Annotated in this window: 20 protein-coding genes; 8 read left to right on the top strand and 12 right to left on the bottom strand. The window is 69.7% G+C overall.

The window, feature by feature from the left end; translation table 11 throughout:
• Positions 1-27: 27 nt before the first annotated feature.
• On the bottom strand, positions 28-456 hold the full coding sequence (locus OMP39_RS00685) for a hypothetical protein (protein ID WP_264892905.1): 429 nt from the start codon (positions 454-456) through the stop codon (positions 28-30).
• A gap of 90 nt (positions 457-546) precedes the next feature.
• On the opposite strand from OMP39_RS00685, the gene uvrA reads away from it, so the two are divergent.
• Complete coding sequence (gene uvrA, locus OMP39_RS00680) at positions 547-3,639, top strand: excinuclease ABC subunit UvrA (protein ID WP_264892904.1); 3,093 nt, start codon at positions 547-549, stop codon at positions 3,637-3,639.
• Positions 3,640-3,667: 28 nt separating this feature from the next.
• Here uvrA and OMP39_RS00675 read toward each other — a convergent pair whose 3' ends face one another.
• From OMP39_RS00675 to rfbB, 7 genes are all read right to left on the bottom strand, one after another.
• Positions 3,668-5,665, bottom strand: a complete 1,998-nt coding sequence (locus tag OMP39_RS00675) for a cytochrome c/FTR1 family iron permease (protein ID WP_264892903.1) — start codon at positions 5,663-5,665, stop codon at positions 3,668-3,670.
• Positions 5,666-5,770: 105 nt separating this feature from the next.
• Complete coding sequence (locus OMP39_RS00670; protein ID WP_264892902.1) at positions 5,771-6,334, bottom strand: hypothetical protein; 564 nt, start codon at positions 6,332-6,334, stop codon at positions 5,771-5,773.
• A 192-nt stretch (positions 6,335-6,526) separates the two neighbouring features.
• Positions 6,527-7,318 carry an exodeoxyribonuclease III gene (locus tag OMP39_RS00665; protein ID WP_264892901.1) on the bottom strand — a complete coding sequence of 264 codons (792 nt, stop codon included), beginning with the start codon at positions 7,316-7,318 and terminating at the stop codon, positions 6,527-6,529.
• Positions 7,315-7,887: a dTDP-4-dehydrorhamnose 3,5-epimerase gene (rfbC, locus tag OMP39_RS00660; RefSeq protein ID WP_264892900.1), complete on the bottom strand. Its 573-nt coding sequence runs from the start codon at positions 7,885-7,887 to the stop codon at positions 7,315-7,317. Before rfbC ends, OMP39_RS00665 begins: the two co-directional genes overlap by 4 nt.
• Positions 7,887-8,774 (bottom strand): glucose-1-phosphate thymidylyltransferase RfbA, encoded by an 888-nt coding sequence (gene rfbA, locus OMP39_RS00655; RefSeq protein ID WP_264892899.1) that lies wholly within the window; start codon positions 8,772-8,774, stop codon positions 7,887-7,889. The genes rfbC and rfbA overlap by 1 nt, the downstream gene beginning before the upstream one ends.
• A 49-nt stretch (positions 8,775-8,823) precedes the next feature.
• Positions 8,824-9,723: a dTDP-4-dehydrorhamnose reductase gene (rfbD, locus tag OMP39_RS00650; protein WP_264892898.1), complete on the bottom strand. Its 900-nt coding sequence runs from the start codon at positions 9,721-9,723 to the stop codon at positions 8,824-8,826.
• Positions 9,720-10,787: a dTDP-glucose 4,6-dehydratase gene (rfbB, locus tag OMP39_RS00645; RefSeq protein WP_264892897.1), complete on the bottom strand. Its 1,068-nt coding sequence runs from the start codon at positions 10,785-10,787 to the stop codon at positions 9,720-9,722. The genes rfbD and rfbB overlap by 4 nt, the downstream gene beginning before the upstream one ends.
• Positions 10,788-10,918: 131 nt before the next feature.
• Between rfbB and pyrE the strand changes: the two genes are divergently transcribed.
• The gene (gene pyrE, locus OMP39_RS00640; RefSeq protein WP_264892896.1) at positions 10,919-11,590 is read left to right on the top strand and encodes an orotate phosphoribosyltransferase; all 672 of its coding nucleotides are present in this window, start codon (positions 10,919-10,921) and stop codon (positions 11,588-11,590) included.
• 4 nt (positions 11,591-11,594) lie between these two features.
• Positions 11,595-12,299 (top strand): DUF4124 domain-containing protein, encoded by a 705-nt coding sequence (locus OMP39_RS00635; RefSeq protein WP_264892895.1) that lies wholly within the window; start codon positions 11,595-11,597, stop codon positions 12,297-12,299.
• A gap of 46 nt (positions 12,300-12,345) precedes the next feature.
• On the opposite strand, the gene gdhA is transcribed toward OMP39_RS00635, so the two are convergent.
• The 4 genes from gdhA to gatC all read right to left on the bottom strand — a co-directional run bounded on the left by gdhA (position 12,346) and on the right by gatC (position 17,090).
• Positions 12,346-13,689, bottom strand: coding sequence for an NADP-specific glutamate dehydrogenase (gene gdhA / locus OMP39_RS00630; RefSeq protein ID WP_264892894.1), 1,344 nt, complete (start codon positions 13,687-13,689; stop codon positions 12,346-12,348).
• Positions 13,690-13,838: 149 nt separating this feature from the next.
• Entirely contained in the window at positions 13,839-15,296 is a 1,458-nt protein-coding gene (gene gatB, locus OMP39_RS00625) for an Asp-tRNA(Asn)/Glu-tRNA(Gln) amidotransferase subunit GatB (RefSeq protein WP_264892893.1), read from the bottom strand.
• 2 nt (positions 15,297-15,298) lie between these two features.
• Complete coding sequence (gene gatA / locus OMP39_RS00620) at positions 15,299-16,780, bottom strand: Asp-tRNA(Asn)/Glu-tRNA(Gln) amidotransferase subunit GatA (RefSeq protein ID WP_264892892.1); 1,482 nt, start codon at positions 16,778-16,780, stop codon at positions 15,299-15,301.
• Positions 16,781-16,790: 10 nt separating this feature from the next.
• A complete protein-coding gene (gene gatC / locus OMP39_RS00615) occupies positions 16,791-17,090 on the bottom strand; it encodes an Asp-tRNA(Asn)/Glu-tRNA(Gln) amidotransferase subunit GatC (protein ID WP_264892891.1) in 300 nt (99 codons plus the stop codon).
• A 288-nt stretch (positions 17,091-17,378) separates the two neighbouring features.
• Here gatC and OMP39_RS00610 point away from each other — a divergent pair, with 288 nt between their 5' ends.
• The 5 genes from OMP39_RS00610 (at position 17,379) to rodA (ending at position 23,342) form a co-directional block, all read left to right on the top strand.
• Positions 17,379-18,422, top strand: a complete 1,044-nt coding sequence (locus OMP39_RS00610) for a rod shape-determining protein (protein ID WP_264892890.1) — start codon at positions 17,379-17,381, stop codon at positions 18,420-18,422.
• 101 nt (positions 18,423-18,523) lie between these two features.
• Positions 18,524-19,456 (top strand): rod shape-determining protein MreC, encoded by a 933-nt coding sequence (mreC, locus tag OMP39_RS00605; RefSeq protein ID WP_264892889.1) that lies wholly within the window; start codon positions 18,524-18,526, stop codon positions 19,454-19,456.
• A complete protein-coding gene (gene mreD, locus OMP39_RS00600; protein WP_264892888.1) occupies positions 19,453-19,971 on the top strand; it encodes a rod shape-determining protein MreD in 519 nt (172 codons plus the stop codon). Before mreC ends, mreD begins: the two co-directional genes overlap by 4 nt.
• A gap of 43 nt (positions 19,972-20,014) precedes the next feature.
• Entirely contained in the window at positions 20,015-22,177 is a 2,163-nt protein-coding gene (mrdA, locus tag OMP39_RS00595; RefSeq protein WP_264892887.1) for a penicillin-binding protein 2, read from the top strand.
• A gap of 7 nt (positions 22,178-22,184) precedes the next feature.
• Positions 22,185-23,342, top strand: a complete 1,158-nt coding sequence (gene rodA, locus OMP39_RS00590; RefSeq protein WP_264892886.1) for a rod shape-determining protein RodA — start codon at positions 22,185-22,187, stop codon at positions 23,340-23,342.
• Positions 23,343-23,466: the final 124 nt, after the last annotated feature.

Raw genomic sequence — 23,466 nt, 5'->3', positions numbered from 1 at the left:
TCGGAGGAAGCCCCGCGCCACGGCCGTTCAGGGCTGCACCGTGACGACGATCACCGGGCTGTAGCCGCGCTGCCCCCAGTTGTCGTAGGCCACGGCCTGGTACTGCCACTGCCCGGCCATCAAGGGGGCTTGCAGCACCAGCTCGAACGGCCGATGCAGGTCGTTGTGGAGCAGACGCCGGCTCCCGTCGGGCAGCACCTCGAAGAAGTCCACCTGCTCGACGAATCCGTCGTCGCGTGCGTCGGCCGTGAGGATGAAGGTGCCCCCCGGCAGCACGACGCCGGGGTTGGCGAACAGCGACACCCGGGGCGCATCGTCATCGTCGCCGATCCCGATGCCGATGCCCAGCGAGACGCCGCCCCCGCAGGCGGCCACGGACACGGCCAGCAGCGCCGCCATCAGCATCGCCACGGCGGCGCGGGCGGCCGTCGCCAAGGGACGTCGAAGGCGCTGCATGCCTGCATCCTACCGTGAGCGCACCCGGCGCCGGCTGGCACGGCCGCTGCTCGCCACTATGATGGTGGGCTTTTCGCACCTGCCGCGTCCATGCCGAAGAGTCCTTCCCAGCGCCAGCTCCGCGACGCCGACGGCGCCGGCTCCTCGGGCGCCGAGGCCCCGGCGCCGGCCGCGCCCTCGACGGGCCCCTTGATCCGCGTGCGCGGGGCCCGGACCCACAACCTCAAGAACATCGATCTCGACATCCCGCGCCACCGGCTGGTGGTGATCACCGGGTTGTCCGGCTCGGGCAAGTCCTCGCTCGCCTTCGACACGCTCTACGCCGAAGGCCAGCGCCGCTACGTGGAGAGCCTGAGCGCCTACGCGAGGCAGTTCCTGGAGCTGATGGACAAGCCCGACGTGGACGTGATCGAAGGCCTGTCGCCCGCGATCTCGATCGAGCAGAAGGCCACCAGCCACAACCCGCGCTCCACCGTGGGCACCGTCACCGAGATCCACGACTACCTGCGCTTGCTGTACGCCCGCGCCGGCACGCCCTTTTGCCCCGAGCACGAACTGCCCTTGGAGGCGCAGAGCGTGAGCCAGATGGTCGATGCCGTGCTCGCGCTGCCCGAAGACACCAAGCTCATGATCCTGGCTCCCGTCGTGCGCGACCGCAAGGGCGAGTTCGTGGAGCTCTTCCAGGATATGCAGGCCCAAGGCTACGTGCGTTTTCGCGTCGACGGCCGCATCGTCGAGGCGCCCGACGTGCCCGCGCTCAAGAAGACCGAGAAGCACGACATCGACGTCGTCGTCGACCGCCTCAAGGTGCGCGCCGACATGAATCAGCGCCTGGCCGAGAGTTTCGAGGCGGCGCTGCGCATCGCCGACGGGCGCGCGATCGCGCTGGAGATGGACAGCGCCGAGCTCGTCAGCCCGGCCCCGGACGGCGGCGGACCCGCCCGCGGGGCGGACGCGCAGCGCCCGGGGGTGCCGCATGCGCGCGAGCACCTCTTTTCGAGCAAGTTCGCCTGCCCGGTGTGCAGCTACTCGCTGGCCGAGCTCGAGCCGCGGCTCTTCTCGTTCAACTCGCCGCTGGGCGCGTGCCCGCGTTGTGACGGCATCGGCCAGATCACTGCGTTCGACGTCGAGCGGGTCGTCGCCTTTCCCTCGCTCAGCGTCGCCAGCGGCGCCATCAAGGGCTGGGACCGCCGCAACGGCTACACCTTCTCGATGCTGCAAAGCGTCGCCAAGCACTACGGCTTCGACCTGGAGGTGCCCTTCGAGGATCTGCCGGAGCAGGCCCGGCGCGTGCTGCTGCATGGCTCCGGCCAGGAGGACATCGAGTTCGTCTACCAGGCCGAAGGGGCGGGCGGTCGCAAACGCACCGTCAAACGCTGGCATCCGTTCGAGGGGATCATCCCCAACTTCGAGCGCCGCTTTCGCGAGACGGACTCGGTGGCCGTGCGCGAGGAACTCGCCCGCTACCAAAGCAGCGTGCCCTGCCCCGAATGCCATGGCACCCGCCTGCGCCGCGAGGCGCGGCATGTGAAGCTGGTGGATGCGAACACCGGCGACGCCCGTCCGATCTACGAGGTGTCGCACGCCACGCTCAAGGAGGCCTTGCGCATCTTCGAGACGCTGCAGCTCAAGGGCGCCAAGGCCGAGATCGCCGACAAGGTGGTGCGCGAGATCCGCGCGCGGCTGCGCTTCCTCAACAACGTGGGCCTCGACTACCTCAGCCTGGACCGCAGCGCCGACACGCTCTCGGGCGGCGAGGCGCAGCGCATCCGCCTGGCCAGCCAGATCGGCTCGGGCCTCACCGGCGTCATGTACGTGCTGGACGAACCCAGCATCGGCCTGCACCAGCGCGACAACGACCGCCTCATCGGCACGCTCAAGCACCTGCGCGACCTGGGCAACTCGGTGCTCGTGGTCGAGCACGACGAGGACATGATCCGCGCGGCCGACCACGTGATCGACATGGGCCCGGGCGCCGGCGTGCACGGCGGGCAGGTGATCGCGCAGGGCACACCCGAGGAGATCGCGCGCAGCGAGGAGTCCCTGACCGGCCAGTACCTCGCCCGCCGGCTGCGCATCCCGGTACCCCAGCGCCGCACGCCTTGGGGGCGCGAGCTGCTGCCCCCGCCGGCCGCACGGCCGATGCGCGCCGCCGCACCCCCGCCCGAAGCCGAAGGCACGCCGCGGGCGCTGCGCATCGTCAACGCGCGGGGCAACAACTTGAAGGGCGTCACGGTGGACATCCCCGTCGGGCTCTTCACCTGCGTGACGGGCGTCTCGGGCTCGGGCAAGTCGACGCTCGTCAACGACACGCTCTATGCGGCGGTGGCCCGCAAGCTGTACGGCAGCCACGACGAGCCCGCGCCGCACGACAACATCGAGGGCTTGGAGGCCTTCGACAAGGTCATCAACGTGGACCAGTCGCCGATCGGCCGCACGCCGCGCTCCAACCCGGCCACCTACACCGGCGTGTTCACGCCGATCCGCGAGCTCTTCGCCGAGGTGCCGGCCGCGCGCGAACGTGGCTACGGCCCGGGGCGCTTCAGCTTCAACGTCGCGGGCGGCCGCTGCGAGGCCTGCCAGGGCGACGGCGTGCTGAAGGTGGAGATGCACTTCCTGCCCGACGTCTACGTGCCCTGCGACGTCTGTCACGGCAAGCGCTACAACCGCGAGACGCTGGAGATCCTCTACAAGGGCAAGAACATCAGCGAGGTGCTCGACATGACGGTCGAGGACGCGCTGGGCCTGTTCAGTGCGGTGCCCGCCATCGCGCGCAAGCTGCAGACGCTGATGGACGTGGGGCTGGGCTATGTGAAGCTCGGCCAAAGCGCGACCACGCTCTCCGGCGGCGAGGCGCAGCGGGTCAAGCTCGCGCTGGAGCTGTCCAAGCGCGACACGGGCCGCACGCTCTACATCCTGGACGAACCGACCACCGGCCTGCACTTCCACGACATCCGGCTGCTGCTCAAGGTGCTGCACCAGCTGCGCGACCACGGCAACACCATCGTCGTGATCGAGCACAACCTCGATGTCATCAAGACGGCCGACTGGGTGATCGACATGGGCCCCGAAGGCGGCGCGGGCGGCGGCACCGTCGTCGCGACCGGCACCCCGGAAGACGTGGCCGCCCATCCCGCGAGCTACACCGGGCGCTACCTCGAGCCGCTGCTCGCCGAGCGCTGAAGCCCCGGTGCCTGGGCGCGCCGCGCCCTCACCCGGCGGCGGCCGGCGCCTCGCGGCGCGCCCGCGCGTGGCCCACCCAGAGGCCGGCCAGCACCAGCGCGAGCGTGGCCGCTTGGGCCGCCACGCCCTCCACGGTGGGGTGCAGGCCCAGCACGGGCACGCTCACGAAGCGCATCGCCGTGGCCTCGAGAACGCCCGCCTCCTGCAGCGCCGCAATGCCGTTGCCCGCGAACACCACCGCCAGCGCCGCGAGCAGCCAGGAGGTGGCCGAGAAGAAGGGCCCGAGGGGCAGCCGCACGCTGTACTTGAGGATCGCCCACGCCAGCACGGCCAGCACCGCGGCGGCCGTGGCCATGCCGCCCAGCACGGCCGTGTGCGCGCCCGCGCCCGCCTGGCCCCACAGCGACTGATAGAACAGCAGGACCTCGAACAGCTCGCGGTACACCGCGAGGAACGACACCCCGGCCATCGCCCACCAGGTGCGCCGTGCCAGCGCACCGCCCACCTGCTCGCGGATGAAGCGCTGCCACGCCTGCGCGTGCGACTTGCTGTGCAGCCAGTAGCCCACATAGAGCAGCATCGCCGCGGCCAACAGCGCCGTCACGCCCTCGGTGAGTTCGCGGCTCGCGCCCGAGATGTCCACCACGTAGCGTGCCAGCGCCCAGGTGGCGAAGCCCAACACCACGGCACCGATCCAGCCCACGTGCACGTACGCAATGGCCTCGCGCCGCCCCGTCTTGCGCACGAAGGCGACGATCGCGGCCAGCACCAGGATGGCCTCCAGCCCTTCGCGCAGCAGGATGAGCAAGGCGCTGACGAAGGCCGCTGTCGGCGACAGGCTCTCCTCGGCCAGCGCAGCGTCGGCACGGTCCAGCAGGGCCTCCAGGCGCGCAACCCTCTGCGCCACGTCGTCGGCGCGGCGCCCCTCGCCGATGGCCTGCCGCACGGCCATCATCTCGCGCTCGATCTCCAGGCGCAGCGCGCCGTCCACGGCATCGAGGCTGTTCTCGACGAGCTCGAAGCCCTCCAAGTACGCGCTGATGGCGAGCTGCCGGGCGCCTTCCTTGTCACCGGTGCGGTAGCGCTCCAGGCCCTCGCGCAGCTGCGCGCGTGCGAACGCCAGGGGGCTCGGCCGGCCCTCGTCCAGCGCCTGGGGATGCGCGACGAGCCACGCCTGGGCGGCCGCGGCGCGATCGCCCGCCTGAGCCGCGACCTCGGCGGGGGACAGCGTCACGAGCTCCCGCAGCGAGCCGAGGGTGCGGCGCCCCTGTCCCTCACGCCACGCCGCCTCGCCGGCGGCCAATGCGGCCGCGTCGTGCCGCATCGAGGCCACCAGGAACGCCAGCGCCCACCGGTCGTCCTCCGTGAGCTGCTTGAACCCCGGCATCGGCGTGTCGGCCACCCCCAGGGTGATGGTGTTGTACAGCCCGTAGACGCTGCGCGAGCGCATGCGCTCGGGGTCGTGGAAGTTGGCGGGCGCCGGCTCCATGCCGGCAGCGGCCGGGCCGTCGCCGCGGCCCTCGGCACCGTGGCAGGCCGCGCACTGCGCCTGGTACAAGGCCGCGACAGCCTGCACGTTCGGGGCGCGCTGGGGCGCCACGGTGAGCCCGTAGACCTTCACCACGTCCCAGCGCAAGGTGTCGGCCGCACGCGAAACCTCCTCGGCCGGCGCCCGGGCCTCGATGCGCCGCCCGAGCTGCGCCGCCTGCTGCAGCAAGCGCTCCCGCTCGGCCACTGCGGGCATGGCGCGCAGCAACCGCGCCACCTGCCCGACGAACTCCAGCTGCTCGCGGTACTCCGCCTCGTCGACCACCCGGCCCTCGCGCACGGTGGCCGGGTAGTCGACCGCCACGTAGTCCAGCAGATGGACGATGGTCGGTCCCGACTCCGCCTGCGCCGACTCCGCCCGCGCGCCCGACGCCGGGGGCCCCGAAGCACCCGCCCCCGCGGGGGCGCACAGCAGCAGGGCAGTCACCCCTGCAAGAGCGAAGCGCTGCAACGCTTCCACAGCGCGGGCGAGATCCATCGCAAGACTCCACGGTGCAAGACGGCACCCCTCAGGGGGCCGGACACCGAAGTGTAATGCGAATTACTCTCATTCCATTGGGCGGAGTGAGAGTCGGCGCCCTGATCAGCGCCGCGCCTCGCCGTGGGCGCGTTTCAGGCAGGCCTCCTTGGCGTCGCCCGAGTAGTTCTCGCACTTCTCCTCTTCCGCGTCACGGCGGGCCTCTGCCGTCTTCTCGCGCGCGTCGCGTTGCGCCTCGGCGCCGCGGCGCGCGGCCTTCGCGTCGGCCACTTCCTTCTCGTAGGCGGCCTTGGCCTCCTTGCGGCAGACGTCCTTCGCGTTGCCACCCTGGTCGTCACAGCGTTCCTTGGCGAGTTCGTACCGTGCCTCGGCCACGTCCTTGGCGGCGTCCTCGCGCGCGGCGGCCGTGTTCTTGTACTGCGCGTGGGCCTGGGCTTCGGCCTCGGCGCGTCGCAGTTTGGCTTCGGCCACGCACACGTCCTTGGCGTTGCCGGCCAGCCCGTCGCACTGCTGGCGGGCGGACTCGTACTGCGCCTTCGCGGCGTCGCGCGCTTCGTCGTACGCGGCTTTGTCGGAAGTCCCCGACTGCGCCAGCGCGGCACCGGCGCTGAAGGTGAACGCAAGGGCCACGGCTTGGGTCAGGGCCGACAAAGACATGCGGGTGTTCATCGCTTCCTCCTGAGTCATCGGGATGGGCGCCCCTGCACGCATGGGACAAGGGCCGTCGAGGAGTAAGCGTAGAAGCGCGGACCCTCGGACGGTGCCGGCGGTGCGCCGACACCGGGTTCGGAGAAGGCGAAGGAGCCTGTCGGTCCCGTCCGACAGGGCGCGCCCGCGCGGGAGGTCGGGTTCTTGCCTCCCTCAGAGCTCAAAGCCGTAGTCGATGGTCAGCGGCGCGTGGTCCGAGAAGCGCTCGTCCTTGTAAACGGCGGCTGAGCGGGCCGTCTCGGCGAGCGCGGGCGTGGCGATGTGATAGTCGATGCGCCACCCCACGTTCTTGGCCCAGGCCTGGCCGCGGTTGCTCCACCAGGTGTAGGCCTCGCCGGTAGCGTCGGGGTGCAGGCGGCGGTACACGTCCACCAACCCGACTTCGTCGAGCATGCGCGTGAACCACGCCCGCTCCTCGGGCAGGAAGCCGCTGTTCTTCTGGTTGCTCTTCCAGTTCTTGAGGTCGATCTCTTTGTGCGCGATGTTGATATCGCCGCACAGCACGAACTCACGCTCGGCCTTGAGCCGCTGCAAATGGGGAAAAAAGGCGTCGAGGAAGCGGTACTTGGCCTGCTGGCGGTCCTCGCCGCTGGAGCCGCTCGGAAAGTAGCAACTGATGATGGACAGCTTGCGTCCCGGGCGGTCGTAGCGCGCCTCCAGGTAGCGCCCCTCGTCGTCGAATTCGCCGCCGTCGAAGCCCACGATGAGGTCGCTCGGCTCGCGCTTGACGTACAAGCCCACACCCGAGTAGCCCTTCTTCTGCGCGCAGTGGAAGTGGGCCCTGAAGCCATCGACCGTGCGCATCGCCGGCGTGATGTCCCCGTCGTGCGCTTTGATCTCCTGCACGCAGACGATGTCGGCGGTCTGCTTCTCGAGCCAGGGCAGGAAGCCCTTGTTGACGGCGGAACGGATGCCGTTGAGGTTGGCAGTGATGATGCGGGTCATGGGCCGCAAGTGTAGGGGCCGAACACCTCGGCCTCGGCGAGCCAGGGCGCGCTGGCGTCGCGCGCAGAGAGCACGGGCGCCTGGCCGGCCGCGAGCGGCCACCGGATGCCGAGCTGCGGGTCGTCCCACCGCACGGTGCGGGCGGCCTCGGGGGCGTGATGGGCCGTGACCTTGTAGAGCACCTCGGCGTGGTCCGACAGCACGAGAAAGCCATGCGCGAAGCCGGGCGGAATCCACACCTGCAGGCGGTTGTCGTCGCTCAGCTCGTGCGCCACCCAGCGACCGAAGTGCGTGCTGCCTCGGCGCAGGTCCACCGCCACATCGAGGATGCGCCCGCGCAGCACCCTCACCAGCTTGCCCTGGGCGTGCGGAGGCAGCTGATAGTGCAGGCCGCGCAACACCCCACGCCGCGAGCCCGACTGGTTGTCCTGCACGAAGCGAATGGGCTGCCCGATCGCCGCGGCGAAGTCGGCCTCGTGAAACGCTTCCATGAAGTAACCCCGGTCGTCCTCGTGAACGACGGGCTCGACAAGCCACACGCCGGGCAAGGCAGCAGGCCGGATGTTCATCACGTCCACACCGAGTCGTGCAGGATGCGCAGAAGGTACTCGCCGTAGCCGCTGGCCACCAGCGGCTGCGCCAGTCGGCGCAATTGCTCGTCCGTGATCCAGCCCTGGCGCCACGCGATCTCCTCCGGGCAGCAGATCTTCAAGCCCTGGCGTCGTTCCAGCGTCTGGATGAAGTGGCTCGCCTCCAGCAAAGCGTCGGGCGTGCCGGTGTCGAGCCAGGCGTCGCCCCGGCCTAAGGGCACCACGGTCAACTGCCCCTGGCCGAGATAGGCACGGTTGAGGTCGGTGATCTCCAGCTCGCCGCGCGCACTGGGGCGCAGCCGGCCCGCCAGTTGCGGAGCTTGGCCATCGTAGAAGTACAACCCCGTGACGGCGTAGCGGCTGCGCGGCCGGGCGGGCTTCTCCTCCAGCCCCACCACGCGGCCGTCGGCGTCCCACTCCACCACGCCGTAGCGCTGCGGGTCCTGCACCGGGTAGGCAAAGACCGTGGCCCCCGTGGGTCGCGCCGCGGCCGCGCGCAAGCGAGAAACCCAGTCATGCCCGTAGAAGATGTTGTCCCCCAGCACCAACGCGCTGGGCGCGCCGGCCAGGAAGCGCTCGCCGATCAGAAAGGCCTGCGCCAGGCCCTCCGGCCTTGGCTGCACCGCGTATTGCAACGACAAGCCCCAGGCACTGCCGTCGCCCAGCAGCTGCTCGAAGCGCGGCGTGTCTTGCGGGGTGGAGATGAGCAGGATCTCGCGGATGCCGGCCAGCATGAGCGTGGCCAGCGGGTAGTACACCATCGGCTTGTCGTACACCGGCAGCAGTTGCTTGCTGACCGCCAGCGTCATCGGATGCAGCCGCGTGCCGGAGCCGCCGGCGAGGATGATGCCCTTGCGTGTTGTCATGGTGGTGTGTCTCCCGGGTGCTTCTGGGGCTTGTTGTTTCTTCTTGGGCTCAGTGAGCGAGGCACTCTTGCAGCATGCGATCGACCCCCGCCTGCCACGCAGGCAAGTGCAGATGGAAGGCGTGCCGCAGCCGGGTGGTGTCCAGCCGCGAGTTCAGCGGCCGGCGCGCGGGGGTGGGCCAGGCCGTGGTCGCGATGGCTTCGACCTGCTCGGCCGTCACCTTGAGGGGCTGGCCGAGCGCTTGCGCCTGCCGCAGCACGTGACAGGCGTAGCCGTGCCAGCTCGTCTGGCCGGCCGCGGCCAGATGGTAGGTGCCGGCCAGCTCTGGCTGGCGCATCGCCTGGCGCACCGCGTGCGCCGTCACGTCGGCAATGAGGTCGGCCCCGGTGGGGGCGCCGATCTGGTCGGCCACCACGCGCAACTGCTCCCGCTCGCAGGCGAGCTTGACCATCGTCTTGGCGAAGTTGCCCCCGCGCGCGCCGTACACCCAGCTGGTGCGCAGGATGAGGTGCCGCCCCCCGGCGGCGCGGATCTGCACTTCGCCGTCGAGCTTGGTTCGGCCGTAGACGCTGAGCGGGCCCGTCTCGTCGTGCTCGCGCCAGGGGCGCTCGCCCGAGCCGTCGAAGACGTAGTCGGTCGAGTAGTGCACCAACCAGGCGCCGAGCGCGGCGGCTTGCCGTGCGAGCACGCCGGGGGCGTCGGCGTTGATGCGCTGCGCCCGCTCGGGCTCCTGCTCGGCTCGGTCGACGGCGGTGTAGGCGGCGGCATTGACGATCACTTGTGGGCGCACGCGGCGCACGGTGGCGGCCAGCGCGTCGAGCTGCGTGAGGTCGCCGCACAGCTCGCCCGCGCCCGCGCGGCCGAGCGCGATCACTTCGCCCAGCGGCGCAAGCGCACGCTGCAGCTCCCAGCCCACCTGGCCGTCCTTGCCCAGCAGCAGGATCTTCATGCCGGCCCCACGCGGCCGTACTGGGTGGCGATCCACTGGCGGTACGCGCCGCTTTGCACCTGCGCGACCCACTCGGGGTGATCCAGGTACCACTGCACCGTCTTGCGGATGCCGGTCTCGAAGGTCTCGGCCGGGCGCCAGCCGAGCTCGCGTTCGACCTTGCTCGCATCGATCGCGTAGCGCCGGTCGTGCCCCGGGCGGTCGGCGACGAAGGTGATGAGCCGCTCGTGCGGGCCGGCCGCATCGGGCCGCAGCTCGTCGAGCAGGCGGCAGATGGTGCGCACGATCTCGAGGTTGGTCTTCTCGTTCCAGCCGCCGATGTTGTACGTCTGCCCCACCCGGCCGCGCTCGAGCACGAGGCGCAGCGCCGCGCAGTGGTCCTTGACGTACAGCCAGTCGCGCACGTTCAGGCCGTCGCCGTAGACGGGCAGCGGCTTGCCGGCCAGCGCGTTGACGATGGCCAGCGGGATGAGCTTTTCCGGGAAGTGGTAGGGCCCGTAGTTGTTGGAACAGTTGGTCGTGACCACCGGCAGGCCATAGGTGTGGTGCCAGGCGCGCACCAGGTGGTCGCTCGCGGCCTTGCTGGCCGAGTACGGGCTGTTGGGCTGGTAGGGGTGGTGCTCGGTGAAGGGGGCGTCCTCGGGGCCGAGCGAGCCGTAGACCTCGTCGGTGGAGACGTGGTGGAAGCGAAAGGCCTCGCGCTCCGTCGCGCCCAGCGCCTGCCAATAGTCACGCACCGCTTCGAGCAGAACGTAGGTGCCCGTCACGTTCGTTCGCACAAAGGCCGCCGCATCCTGAATCGAACGGTCCACATGCGTTTCTGCCGCGAGATGCACCACGGCCCGGGGCCGATACTCGACCAGCAGTCGGCGGACCAGCGCTGCATCGCAGACGTCTCCTTGCACGAATACGTGCCGCGAGTCACCGCGCAGCGACACCAGGTTGCCGAGGTTGCCTGCGTAGGTGAGCAGATCCAGGTTCACCACCGGCTCGTCGCGGCACGCGAGCCAGTCGAGCACGAAATTGCTCCCGATGAAGCCGGCGCCGCCGGTGACGAGGATCATGAGCGGTCCACTGTGGTGGCAAGTATGAAGCAAGAATTGTGGACCGCCCAGGCGGGACGGCCGCTCCACCGAACCGTCCCGCCCCTACCACCTACAATCTGGCGAGACGCTCGATCCAGGGTTCCTCGCCCATGTCCTCACGCACCGCCGCCCTCGCCCATTCCTTCGTCCAGTTCGCCGTCGACGCCGGCGTGTTGCGCTTCGGGGAGTTCAAGACGAAGGCGGGGCGCATGAGCCCGTACTTCTTCAATGCAGGCTTGTTCAGCGACGGGGCGAAGCTGGGTCGGCTGGCCGAGTTCTATGCGCGCCGGCTGATCGACAGTGGCATCGAGTTCGACATGCTGTTCGGCCCGGCGTACAAGGGCATCACGCTCGCGGCGGCGGTGGCGGTGGAGCTGGCGCGCCAGGGGCGCAATGTGCCCTTCGCCTACAACCGCAAGGAAGCCAAGGACCACGGCGAGGGCGGGGTGCTGGTCGGCGCGCCGGTGCGCGGGCGGGTGCTGATCATCGACGACGTGATCTCGGCGGGCACCTCGGTGCGCGAGTCCATCGCGATGATCGAGGCCGCCGGCGCCACCCCGTGCGCCGTGGCGATCGCGCTCGACCGACAAGAAAAGGCGACGGAAAACGGCACCGACGCCCCATATTCGGCCGTGCAGTGGGTCGAGCAGCGGCTGGGATTGCGGGTTTGCGCGATTGCCACCCTGGCCGACCTGCTCGAGTATCTGGAGTCCCAGTCCGATCCGCAGCTCGGCATGCATTTCGCAAGGGTTGCTGCCTATCGGGACCGCTACGGGGTGTGAAGCGATGAAGCAATCGGCGCAGCTGCACGGGGTGGGTCATGCGGTGGCGCGCCTGGCTGTGGCGGCGCTGGCCGCTGCGGCCGGGCTCGATGCGGCGGCGCAGGGCATCTACACCTGCACCGATTCGCGCGGGCGCAAGCTCACCTCGGACCGCCCCATTCTCGAGTGCCTGGACCGCGAGCAGAAGGTGCTCAACAAGGACGGCTCCCCGCGCGGCGTGCTACCGCCCAGCCTGACGGCCGAGGAGCGCGCGGAGCTGGAGGCGCGCGAGCGCCGCCGCGAGCAAGAGCGCATGGCCCTGCAGGACGCGATCCGGCGCGACAAGCTGCTGCTGAGCCGCTACCCCAACGAGAAGGCGCACCGCAAGGCCCGCGAAGAAGCACTGGAGGACGTGCGCAAGTCGATCCAGAACTCCGAGCAGCGCATCGCCGAGCTCGAAAGGGAGCGCAAGCCGCTGCTCGACGAGGCTGAGTTCTACAAGGGCAAGCAGATGCCGGCGAAGCTGAAGCAGTCGCTGGAGTTCGTGGAGGTCGCGGTCGAGGCGCACCGCACACTCATCCGCAATCAGCAGGCCGAGCTGTCGCGCATCAACTTCCTCTACGATCAGGAACTGGACCGGCTGCGCAAGCTGTGGGCCGGCGCCAAGCCCGGCAGCCTGCCTCAGCCGCAGGCCACCGCGCAGGGCGAGGCCCCCACCAAGGCGCCCTGACCGCCAGGCCCGACCGCCTCGAGCGGCGCGCGGGCACCCGGGCGTCTCACCACACGCCCTGGGCGATCATCGCGTCGGCCACCTTCACGAAGCCGGCCACGTTGGCTCCACGCACGTAGTCCACGCGGCCGTCGCCGGCGTCGCCATAGCGGACGCAATTTGCGTGGATGTCGTCCATGATGCGACGGAGCCGGGCGTCGACCTCGTCACGCGTCCAGGGCAAACGCTGCGCGTTCTGCGTCATCTCCAGGCCGGAGGTCGCCACACCACCCGCATTGGCGGCCTTGCCCGGCGCGAAGAGCACCTTCGACTGCTGGAAGAAGTGAACGGCTTCGAGCGTGGAGGGCATGTTGGCCCCTTCGGCAACGCACACCACACCCTGCTTGACGAGCGATCGGGCGTCGTCGAGGTCCAGCTCGTTCTGCGTCGCGCAGGGAAGCGCCACGTCCACCGGCACCACCCAGGGCTTGAGGCCCGCCTCATAGCGCAAACCCCGCTCGCGGGCGTAGTCGGCCACGCGGCCGTAGCGGTCGTTCTTCACATGCATCAGCAGGGCGAGCTTCTCGGGGGTGAAGCCGTCCTCGTCGATCACCGTGCCGTCCGAGTCGGACACGGTGACGACCTTGGCACCCAACTGCATTGCCTTTTCGATCGCGTACTGGGCGACGTTGCCCGAGCCCGAAACTGCCACTCGCAGGCCCTCGAGGCTCATGCTGCGCGTGCGCAGCATGTCCTCGACGAAGTACACGAGGCCGTAGCCGGTAGCTTCGGGACGGATGAGGCTACCGCCGAACGACAGCCCCTTGCCGGTGAAGACGCAGGCGGCGCTATTGGACAGCTTCTTCATCATGCCAGCCATGAAGCCGACCTCGCGAGCACCGACGCCGATGTCTCCCGCGGGCACGTCCGTGTCCGGCCCCAGGTGGCGGTACAGCTCGGTCATCAGGGCCTGGCAAAAGCGCATCACTTCGCCGCGGCTCTTGCCCTTGGGGTCGAAGTCGCTGCCGCCCTTGCCGCCGCCCATGGGCAGGGTGGTGAGCGCGTTCTTGAAGGTCTGTTCGAACGCCAGGAACTTGAGGATCGACAAGTTCACCGAGGGGTGGAACCGCATGCCGCCCTTGTAGGGGCCGATCGCGCTGCTGTGCTGCACACGGAAGGCGCGGTTCACATGCGGCCGCCCGTGGTCATCGACCCAGCACACGCGGAACTGGATGACGCGCTCGGGTTCGACCAGTCGCTCGAGCAGGCCCGGTTCGGCGTACTTTGGATGAGCAGCGATGAAATCCCACACGCTGTCCATCACCTCCCGGACCGCTTGCAGGAATTCCGGCTGGTGCGGGTCGCGCGAGCGCAGGTGGTCGAGGAACTGGTCGAGGCTCTGATACGTCACGTGTGCAAACTCCACGGCTGATGGGGAAGGACCACCCGGGAGTGTCGCACCGATCTGGGGCGCCCTGAGCCCACGTGTCGTCGAACCGGGGTCACGGCCGACGCCGGGCGGCTCAGGGAAGACGCCCGTCGAGGCTTCCCGCGGGCAGGTCACTGCGCCCCGAGCTTCTTCCTCAACAGCTCGTTGACCTGCACCGGGTTGGCCTTGCCCTTGGTGGCCTTCATCGCCTGGCCCACGAGGGCGTTGAAGGCCTTTTCTTTGCCGGCGCGGAATTCCTCGACCGACTTGGCATTGTTCGCGATCACCTCGTCGATGATGGCCTCCAGCGCACCAGCGTCGGAGATTTGCTTCAGGCCCTTGGCCTCGATGATCTCGTCCACCGATCGGCCCTCGCCGGACCACAGCGCGTCGAACACCTGCTTGGCGCCGTTGTTCGAGATGGTGCCGTCGGCGATGCGCTCGATCATCTTCGCCAGCGTCTGCGCAGCCACGGGGCAGTCCTCGATGCCGCGCCCTTCGGCGTTGAGCCGGCGCGACACCTCGCCCATCAGCCAGTTGGCCACCAGTTTGGGCTGGCGGCAGCCGTCGCGGGCGGCCTCGTAGTAGCGCGCAAACGCGAGGCTTTGCGTCATCATCGTCGCGTCGTAGGCGGGCAGGCCGTCGTCGCGCTGGAAGCGCTCGGCCATTGCGCGTGGCAGCTCGGGCATCCCGGCCTTCACGCGCTCCACCCACTCGGGCGCGATCACGAGCGGCGGCAGGTCGGGGTCCGGGAAGTAGCGGTAGTCGTGCGCGTCTTCCTTCGTGCGCATGGCCCGCGTCTCGCCGGTGTCGGGGTTGAACAGCACCGTCGCCTGCTCGATGGCCAGGCCGTCCTCCAGCCGGTCGATCTGCCAGTTCACCTCGTAGTCGATGGCCTGCTGCAGGAAGCGGAAGCTGTTGAGGTTCTTGATCTCGCGCCGCGTGCCCAGCGGCTCGCCGGGCTTGCGCACCGAGACGTTGGCGTCGCAGCGGAAGCTGCCTTCCTGCATGTTGCCGTCGCAAATGCCGAGCCACACGACGAGCGCATGCAGCGCCTTCGCGTACTCGACCGCCTCGGCCGAGGAGCGCATGTCGGGCTCGGTGACGATCTCCAAGAGCGGCGTGCCGGCGCGGTTGAGGTCGATGCCCGACTGGCCGTGGTAGTCCTCGTGCAGGGACTTGCCGGCGTCTTCCTCGAGGTGCGCGCGCACGAGGCGCACCGCGCGCTTGTCGTCGCCGAGGTAGAACTCCACCTGGCCGCCCTGCACCACAGGGATCTCATACTGGCTGATCTGGTAGCCCTTGGGCAGGTCCGGGTAGAAGTAGTTCTTGCGCGCGAAGATGGACATCGGCGCGACCTTCGCGCCGACCGCCAGGCCGAAACGGATCGCGCGCTCGACGGCCGCGCGGTTCATCACGGGCAGCGTGCCCGGCAGCGCCAGGTCCACCGCGCAGGCCTGCGTGTTGGGCGCCGCGCCGAAAGCGGTGCTGGCGCCCGAGAAGATCTTCGACTGCGTGGACAGCTGCGCGTGCGTCTCGATGCCGATGACGACCTCGTAGCCGCGCACGAGGGGAGACTTGATGCTCATGGTCAGCAGCCCTCCGGCGCGCGGAGGTGGAAGTCGGTGGCCTGCTGGAAGGCATGGGCCACGTGGAGCAACTCGGCCTCGCGCCAGTAGTTGCCGATCAGTTGCAGGCCCACCGGCAGACCGTGCTCGCCGCTGCCGGCCGGCACGCTCATGCCGGGCAGGCCCGCCAGGCTCGCCGGCAGCGTGAAGATGTCGGCCAGGTACTCCTGCACCGGGTCGGTCTGCGCGTCCAACGGCCGCGCCACCGTGGGCGACACGGGGCCGGCGATCACGTCGCACTGCCGGAACGCGGCCTGGAAGTCCTCCGCGATCATGCGGCGCAGTTTCTGGGCTTGCAGGTAGTAGGCGTCGTAGTAGCCGTGCGACAGCACGTAGGTGCCGATCATGATGCGGCGCTTGACCTCGGCGCCGAAGCCTTCGGACCGGCTCTTCTTGTACATGTCGAGCAGGTCCTTGTAGTCCTTGGCGCGGTGGCCGTAGCGCACGCCGTCGAAGCGGCTCAGGTTGGAACTGGCCTCGGCCGGGGCGATGATGTAGTAGACGGGGATCGAGAGCTGCGTGCGCGGCAGGCTCACCTCGACCAGCGTCGCGCCGAGCTTCTCGAACTCGGCCAGCGCCGCGCGCACCGCCTGCAGCACGCCCGGCGCCACGCCCTCGCCGAAGAACTCCTTCGGCAGCCCGATGCGCAGGCCCGCCAGGGGCTGGCTCGCCGTGGCGCCTTCGCGCGGCGTGGCGAGGGCGGCAACGTAGTCGTCGACCGGGCGATCTGCCGAGGTCGAATCGCGCTCGTCAAAGCCCGCCATGGCCTGCAGCAGCAGCGCGCAGTCCTCGGCGGTGCGGGCGATGGGCCCGGCCTGGTCCAGGCTGGAGGCGAAGGCGATCATGCCGTAGCGCGAGCAGCGGCCGTAGGTGGGCTTGATGCCGGTCACGCCGGTCAGCGCCGCCGGCTGGCGCACCGAGCCGCCGGTGTCCGTGCCGGTGGCCGCGGGCAGCAGGCGCGCCGCGACGGCGGCCGCGGAGCCGCCGGACGATCCGCCCGTGATGCGCGTCACGTCCCAGGGGTTGCGCGCCGGGCCGAAGGCTGAGTGCTCGTTGCTGCCACCCATCGCGAATTCGTCGCAGTTGAGCTTGCCCAGCGTCACGGCGCCGGCCGCGCTCAGCCGTTCGACGACGGCGGCGTCGAACGGGCTCATGTAGCCGGCGAGCATCTTCGACGCGGCCGTGCTCGGGAAGTCGCGGGTGACGAAGATGTCCTTGTGCGCCAGCGGCACGCCCAACAGCGGACCCCGCTCGCCCCGCGCGCGGCGCGCGTCGGCCGCGCGGGCCTGGCGCAGCGCGACCTCCTCGTCGGTGCACAGGAAGGCGCCCAGGTCGGCGCGCTCGGCGATGCGACGCAGGAAGTGCTGGGCCACTTCCACACTGGAGACCTGGCCGGCGTCGAGAGAGCGCGCCAACTCCGTCACGGTCATGTGGTGCAGTTCCATCGCGGCACCCTCACTCGATGACCTTGGGCACGAGGAACAGTCCGTCCTCGGCCGCCGGGGCGTTGCGCAAGTAGGCCTCGCGCTGGTCGGTCTCGGTCACCACGTCGTCGCGCAGGCGCAGCGCGACCGGCTCGACCGCGGCCAGCGGGGTGTAGAGCGGCTCGACGCCGCCCGTGTCGACGGCGCGCATCTGCTCGACGATGGAAAAAAAGCCGTTGAGCTGCTGCAGCATCGCGCCTTGTTCCTCGGCGCTCAACTCCAGGCGCGCGAGGTGGGCGATGCGGCTGACATCTTCGGGTGTCAAAGCCATTGAAAATGTTCTCGAATGGTGGTTCCCGCACGCATCGGCGCGGGTGGGATCGGGTATTATCGCCCGTTATCCACAGCCGGCCCGGCCGCGGTATGGCGTGGGCTCGGCAAGCGCCCACACTCTGCGACTGGTGCCGGTTTCGTGCTGAAAAAAGAAAGCGCGAACGGGCGCCGTCCGCCTCCTCAAGTCGGCCGGGCCCCGGGAGCAGTCCGGAGAAACCCCGAAAACCCCTTCGTCCCCCGGCTGGCGGGCCGGTCGCTCCCCGGCGCGGGCGGACGCGAAAGCAACATGTTCGAATCCATTCGTCGCTACTTTTCGACGGACCTCGCCATCGACCTGGGCACCGCCAACACGCTGATCTACGTGCGCGGCAAGGGCATCGTGCTGGACGAGCCGTCCGTGGTCGCCATCCGGCACGAGGGCGGCCCCAACGGCAAGAAGACCATCCAGGCCGTGGGCGCCGAGGCCAAGGCGATGCTCGGCAAGGTGCCCGGCAACATCGAAGCCATTCGCCCGATGAAGGACGGCGTGATCGCCGACTTCACCGTCACCGAGCAGATGCTCAAGCAGTTCATCAAGATGGTGCACCCGCGCTCGGTGCTCAAGCCCAGCCCGCGGATCATCATCTGCGTGCCCTGCGGCTCCACGCAGGTCGAGCGCCGCGCGATCCGCGAGTCGGCGCTGGGCGCCGGCGCGAGCGAGGTCTATCTGATCGAGGAGCCGATGGCCGCGGCGATCGGTGCCGGGCTGCCGGTGTCCGAGGCCTCCGGCTCCATGGTGGTCGACATCGGCGGCGGCACGACCGAAGTGGGCGTGATCTCGCTGGGCGGCATGGTCTACAAAGGCAGCGTGCGCGTCGGCGGCGACAAGTTCGACGAAGCCATCATCAACTACATCCGCCGCAACTATGGCATGCTGATCGGCGAGCCGACCGCCGAGGCGATCAAGAAGCAAATCGGCTCGGCCTTCCCCGGCTCCGAGGTCAAGGAGATGGAAGTCAAAGGCCGCAACCTCTCCGAAGGCGTGCCGCGCAGCTTCACGATCAGCTCCAACGAGATCCTGGAAGCGCTGACCGACCCGCTGAACCAGATCGTCTCCAGCGTGAAGAACGCCCTGGAGCAAACACCGCCCGAGCTGGGCGCCGACATCGCCGAGCGCGGCATGATGCTCACAGGTGGCGGTGCGCTGCTGCGTGACCTGGACCGCCTGCTCGCCGAGGAAACCGGCCTGCCGGTGTTGGTGGCCGAGGACCCGCTGACCTGCGTGGTGCGCGGCTGCGGCATGGCGCTGGAACGCATGGAGCGCCTGGGCTCGATCTTCACCTCGGAGTGACGCGCACCCGCCGGGGCCCGCCCCCGGCGCCCGAGTGCCGCCCGGCCCTGACGCCCGCACCGCTGACCTGACGCCGCCTTCCCTCGCGCCGCCGCTTCGCCATGCCGCTGGGCACCCTCGACCGCACCCCCCCCCCGTTCTTCAAGCAGGGGCCGTCGGCCTTCACGCGCCTCCTGGTGTTCTCGGCGCTGGCCTTCTTTCTGATGGTGGCCGACACGCGGCTCAGGCTCACCCAGCCGCTGCGCGCCGTGATCGCCACCGTGCTGCATCCGGTGCAGCGGGTGCTGCTGGCACCGGTGGAGGCGGTGCAGGTCGCAAACGAGTACCTGCAAGGCGTGCACCGCGCGCGCGAGAAGGAGGAGGCCGCGCAGCGGCAGCTCATCGCGCAGGCGGACCGGCTGGCCCGCCTGGAGCTGCTGGAGCGCGAGAACCAGCGCCTGAGAAGCCTTCTGGAGCTGCGCCCGGCCGTCAAGTCGGCCACGCAGGCGGCCGAAGTGCTCTACGACGCGCCGGACCCGTACACCCGCAAGGTCATCATCGACCGCGGCGCCACCCATGGCGTCGCGCGCGGATCGCCAGTGATCGACGAGCACGGCGTGCTGGGCCAGGTCACGCGCGTGTACCCGCTGACCTCGGAGGTGACGCTGCTCACCGACAAGGATGCGGTCATCCCGGTGCTCAACGCCCGCACGCTGATCCGCGGCCTGGCGTACGGCGACCCGGCCAACGAGGGGCTGGAACTTCGCTTCATGGCGACCAACGCCGACGTGCAGGAAGGCGACCTGCTCAGCACCTCGGGCGTGGACGGCATCTACCCGCCCGGCGTGGCCGTGGCCAAGGTGCACAAGGTCGACCGCCGGGCCGACTCGGCCTTTGCGAAGATCACGCTCAAGCCCGTCGCCAGCATGGCGAGCGCCCGGCAGGTGCTGGTGGTGCGTCCGGTGAGCGAGCAGCTGCCGCCCCGCCCGTCCGCCGAGACGGAAGCGGCCGACGGCGGCGGCGCGGGGCGTCGCAAGGGAGGGCCCAAGCCATGATGCCGCGCGGCTCGGACCAGTTGCTGCTGCCGGTCAACCCGTCGTTCATCTGGGCGTCGCTCTTGGCCGCGCTGGCGGTCAACCTGGTGCCCCTGGGGCGCGCGCCGGCCATGCCGGACCTGCTCGCGCTCACCGTCGTGTTCTGGAACGTGCACCAGCCGCGGCGCGTGGGCATCGGCGCGGCGTTCGTCTTCGGGCTGGTGATGGACGTGCACGACGGCGCCCTCTTGGGCCAGCACGCACTGGCCTACACGCTGCTCAGCTACTTCGCCATCACCATCCACCGCCGGCTGCTGTGGTTCTCGGTGCCTTCGCAGGCCGTGCAGATCCTGCCGCTGTTCTTCGCCGCGCACGCGGTGTCGGTCGTGATCCGCCTGCTGGCCGGCGGTGTGTTCCCGGGCTGGGAACTGCTGCTCGCGCCGGTATTCGAAGCCTTGTTGTGGCCCATCGCGACGTGGGTGCTGCTCGCTCCGCAGCGCCGCCCGCCCGACCCCGACGAGAACCGGCCCCTGTGATCTGGGGCCCGGCCGATCCATCCGCCCCACGAGCCTTGCGGCGATGACCGAACTGAAGAACGTCGAACTGGAGCTGTCGCGCTTCCGCACGCGGCTGCTGTTCGCGGCCGGCATGGTGCTGGTGTGCTTCGGGCTCATCGTCGCGCGGCTGCTGTACCTGCAGGTGCTGCGCCACGAGGAGCTCACCGTGCGCGCCGAGAACAACCGCATCTCGGTGGTGCCCATCGTCCCGAACCGTGGGCTGATCCTCGACCGCAACGGCGTGGTGCTGGCCAACAACTACTCGGCCTACACGCTCGAGCTGACGCCCTCGAAGATCTTCGATCTGGAAGGCACGATCGAGGAGCTCGCCAAGATCATCGAGATCACGCCCGCCGACCGTCGCCGCTTCAAGCGGCAGATGGAGGACTCCAAGAGCTTCGAGTCGCTGCCGATCCGCACGCGCCTGACCGACGAGGAGGTGGCCCGCTTCTCGGTACACCGCTACCGCTTCCCGGGCGTGGACGTGAAGGCGCGGCTCTTTCGCAACTACCCGCTGGGCGAGGTGGCGAGCCATGTGATCGGCTACATCGGGCGCATCAACCAGGCCGAGAAGGAAAAGATCGAAGACTCCGAGGACGAGGCCAACTACCGCGGCACCGAGTACATCGGCAAGCTGGGCATCGAGCAGAGCTACGAGCGCGAGCTGCACGGCATCACCGGCTTCGAGGAGGTGGAAACGAGCGCCGGCGGACGGCCGGTGCGCCGGCTACGCTCCAGCCCCGCCACGCCCGGCAACACCGTGGTGCTGTCCATCGACATCAAACTGCAGGCGCTCGTCGAGCGGCTTTACGGCACGCGCCGCGGGGCGCTGGTGGCCATCGACCCGCGCACCGGCGAGGTGCTGGCTTTCGTGAGCAAGCCCACGTTCGATCCCAACCTCTTCGTCGACGGCATCGACGCCGAGAACTGGAAGGCGCTCAACGAGTCGCTGGACAAGCCGCTGCTGAACCGGGCGTTGCGCGGCACCTACCCGCCGGGCTCCACCTTCAAGCCCTTCATGGCGATGGCCGCGCTCAACACCGGCAAGCGCGCCGCGCACGAAGTGATCTACGACAGCGGCACCTTCATCTTCGGCAATCACCGCTTCCGCAGCCACGGCGACGGCGGCCTCGGCCCGGTGGACATGTACCGCTCCATCGTCAAGTCCAGCAACGTGTACTACTACTCGCTGGCCAACGAGATGGGCGTGGACCTGATGCACGACCAGCTCGCGCCCTTCGGCTTCGGCCAGATCACCGGCATCGACATCCACGGCGAGGTGCGCGGCGTGCTGCCCTCGACCACCTGGAAGCGCAAGGCCTACAAGAAGCCGGAACTGCAGAAGTGGTACGCCGGCGAGACGATCTCGCTGGGCATCGGCCAGGGCTACAACAACTTCACGATGCTGCAGCTGGCCCACGCGATGGCGACCCTGGCCTCCGGCGGGCAGCGGCACCGCCCGCACCTGGTGCGCGAGATCCACGACGTCCTGACCCGCGAGCGGCGCGAGGTGGGCGGCCATGCGTTGGAGCCCCTGCCGCTCAAGCCCGAGCACGTGGAGGTGGTCAAGCGCGCGATGTACGGGGTGACGCAGGAGGGTACTTCGACCCGGGTGTTCGCCGGCGCGGCGTATCGCAGCGGCGGCAAGACGGGCACCGCGCAGGCCGTGTCCATCAAGCAGAACGAGAAATACAACGCGGCGCGCCTGGCCGAGTACCTGCGCGACCACTCGCTCTACGTCGCCTTCGCCCCGCTGGAGGAGCCCACCATCGCGGTGGCCGTGATCGTCGAGAACGCCGGCTTCGGCGCCCAGGCGGCCGCGCCCATCGCCCGCCGCGTGCTCGATTACTGGCTCACGGGCGTGTACCCCAGCGAAGAGGACATCGCGGCCGTGCAAAAAGGCGAGGCCGCCGCGCCGATCGGCACGCCGCGGCGTGCGGCCGAGGTGCCCTTGCCCGCGGCAGTGGCGGCCGTGCCGTCCACCGGGGGGGCGATCGCCCCGGTGACCGACCCCGCCTCTGCGCCCGCGCCTCAGCCGGCGCCGGCACCCAGCCCGCCCCCGGCCGGCGTGGCGCCGGCGGCCTCCGCGGTACCGGTCGTCCAGCGTGCGGGGCCGGCTGCGCGCCCGGCTGGCGCACGGGCCGCCGCGGCGCCCTCTGCGCCCGCCTCCACGGCACCCCGATGAGGACCGCATGAACGTCGCCATCGACAAACCTTCGCTCTGGCAGCGCGCCAAGCCGTGGTTCACCGGCTTCGACGGATGGCTGTCACTGGCCGTGCTGCTGCTGTGCGCCGCGGGCCTGACGATCATGTACTCGGCCGGCTACGACCACGGCACGCGATTCGTCGATCACGCGCGCAACATGGCGCTGGCGGCGGTGGTGATCTTCGTGATCGCCCAGGTGCCGCCGCAAAAACTCATGGCCGCCGCGCTGCCGCTGTACGTTGCCGGCGTCGCCCTGCTGGTGGGCGTCGAGCTGTTCGGCATCACGCGCAAGGGCGCCACGCGCTGGCTCAACGTCGGCGTCACCGTCATCCAGCCCAGCGAGCTTCTCAAGATCGCTCTGCCGCTCATGCTCGCGTGGTGGTTCCAGAAGCGGGAGGGGCAGCTGCGCGTCCCGGACTTCCTCGTGGCCGCCATGATCCTCGCCGTGCCGGTGGGCCTCATCCTCAAGCAGCCCGACCTGGGGACGGCCTTGCTGGTGGCCTCGGCCGGGCTGTACGTCATCTTCTTCGCCGGCCTGTCGTGGAAGCTCATCATCCCGGTGCTCGTGACCGGCGCGGTGGCGATCACCGCGCTCGTGCTCTCGGAAGACCGCATCTGCCAGCCCGAGGTCAAATGGCCCGGCCTGCACGACTACCAGAAGGGCCGCGTGTGCACGCTGCTCGACCCGACCAAGGACCCGCTGGGCAAGGGCTTCCACACGCTGCAAGGCATGATCGCCATCGGCTCGGGCGGGCTCACGGGCAAGGGTTTCATGAAGGGTACGCAGACGCACCTGGAGTTCATTCCCGAGCGCACGACGGACTTCATCTTCGCCGCCTACTCGGAGGAGTTCGGCCTGGCGGGCAACCTGATGCTGATCCTGGGCTTCGTCTTCCTGATCTTCCGCGGCCTGATGATCGCCGCCGAGGCGCCCACGCTCTTCTCGCGCCTGCTGGCCGGCGCGGTGACGCTGATGTTCTTCACCTACGCCTTCGTGAACATGGGCATGGTCAGCGGCATCCTGCCCGTCGTCGGCGTCCCGCTGCCCTTCATCAGCTACGGCGGCACCGCGATGGTCACGCTCGGCATGGGGCTGGGCATCCTCATGTCGATCTCCCGCAGCCGGCGGTTGATGGTCTCCTGAGGACGGCTTGAGCCGACGCCCCCCGGCACGCCCGCGCCGCGCCGGTCGAAGAACGTCAAGCCCCTCGCTTGACGACGCTCAAGAGAATCGCGCGCCGCCGCGAAAGAAGGCTTCAGCTTTCGCT

This window comes from Schlegelella aquatica (assembly GCF_026013905.1).
Taxonomy (GTDB): domain Bacteria; phylum Pseudomonadota; class Gammaproteobacteria; order Burkholderiales; family Burkholderiaceae_C; genus Caldimonas; species Caldimonas aquatica.
This window is presented reverse-complemented; position numbering and strand designations above follow the sequence as displayed.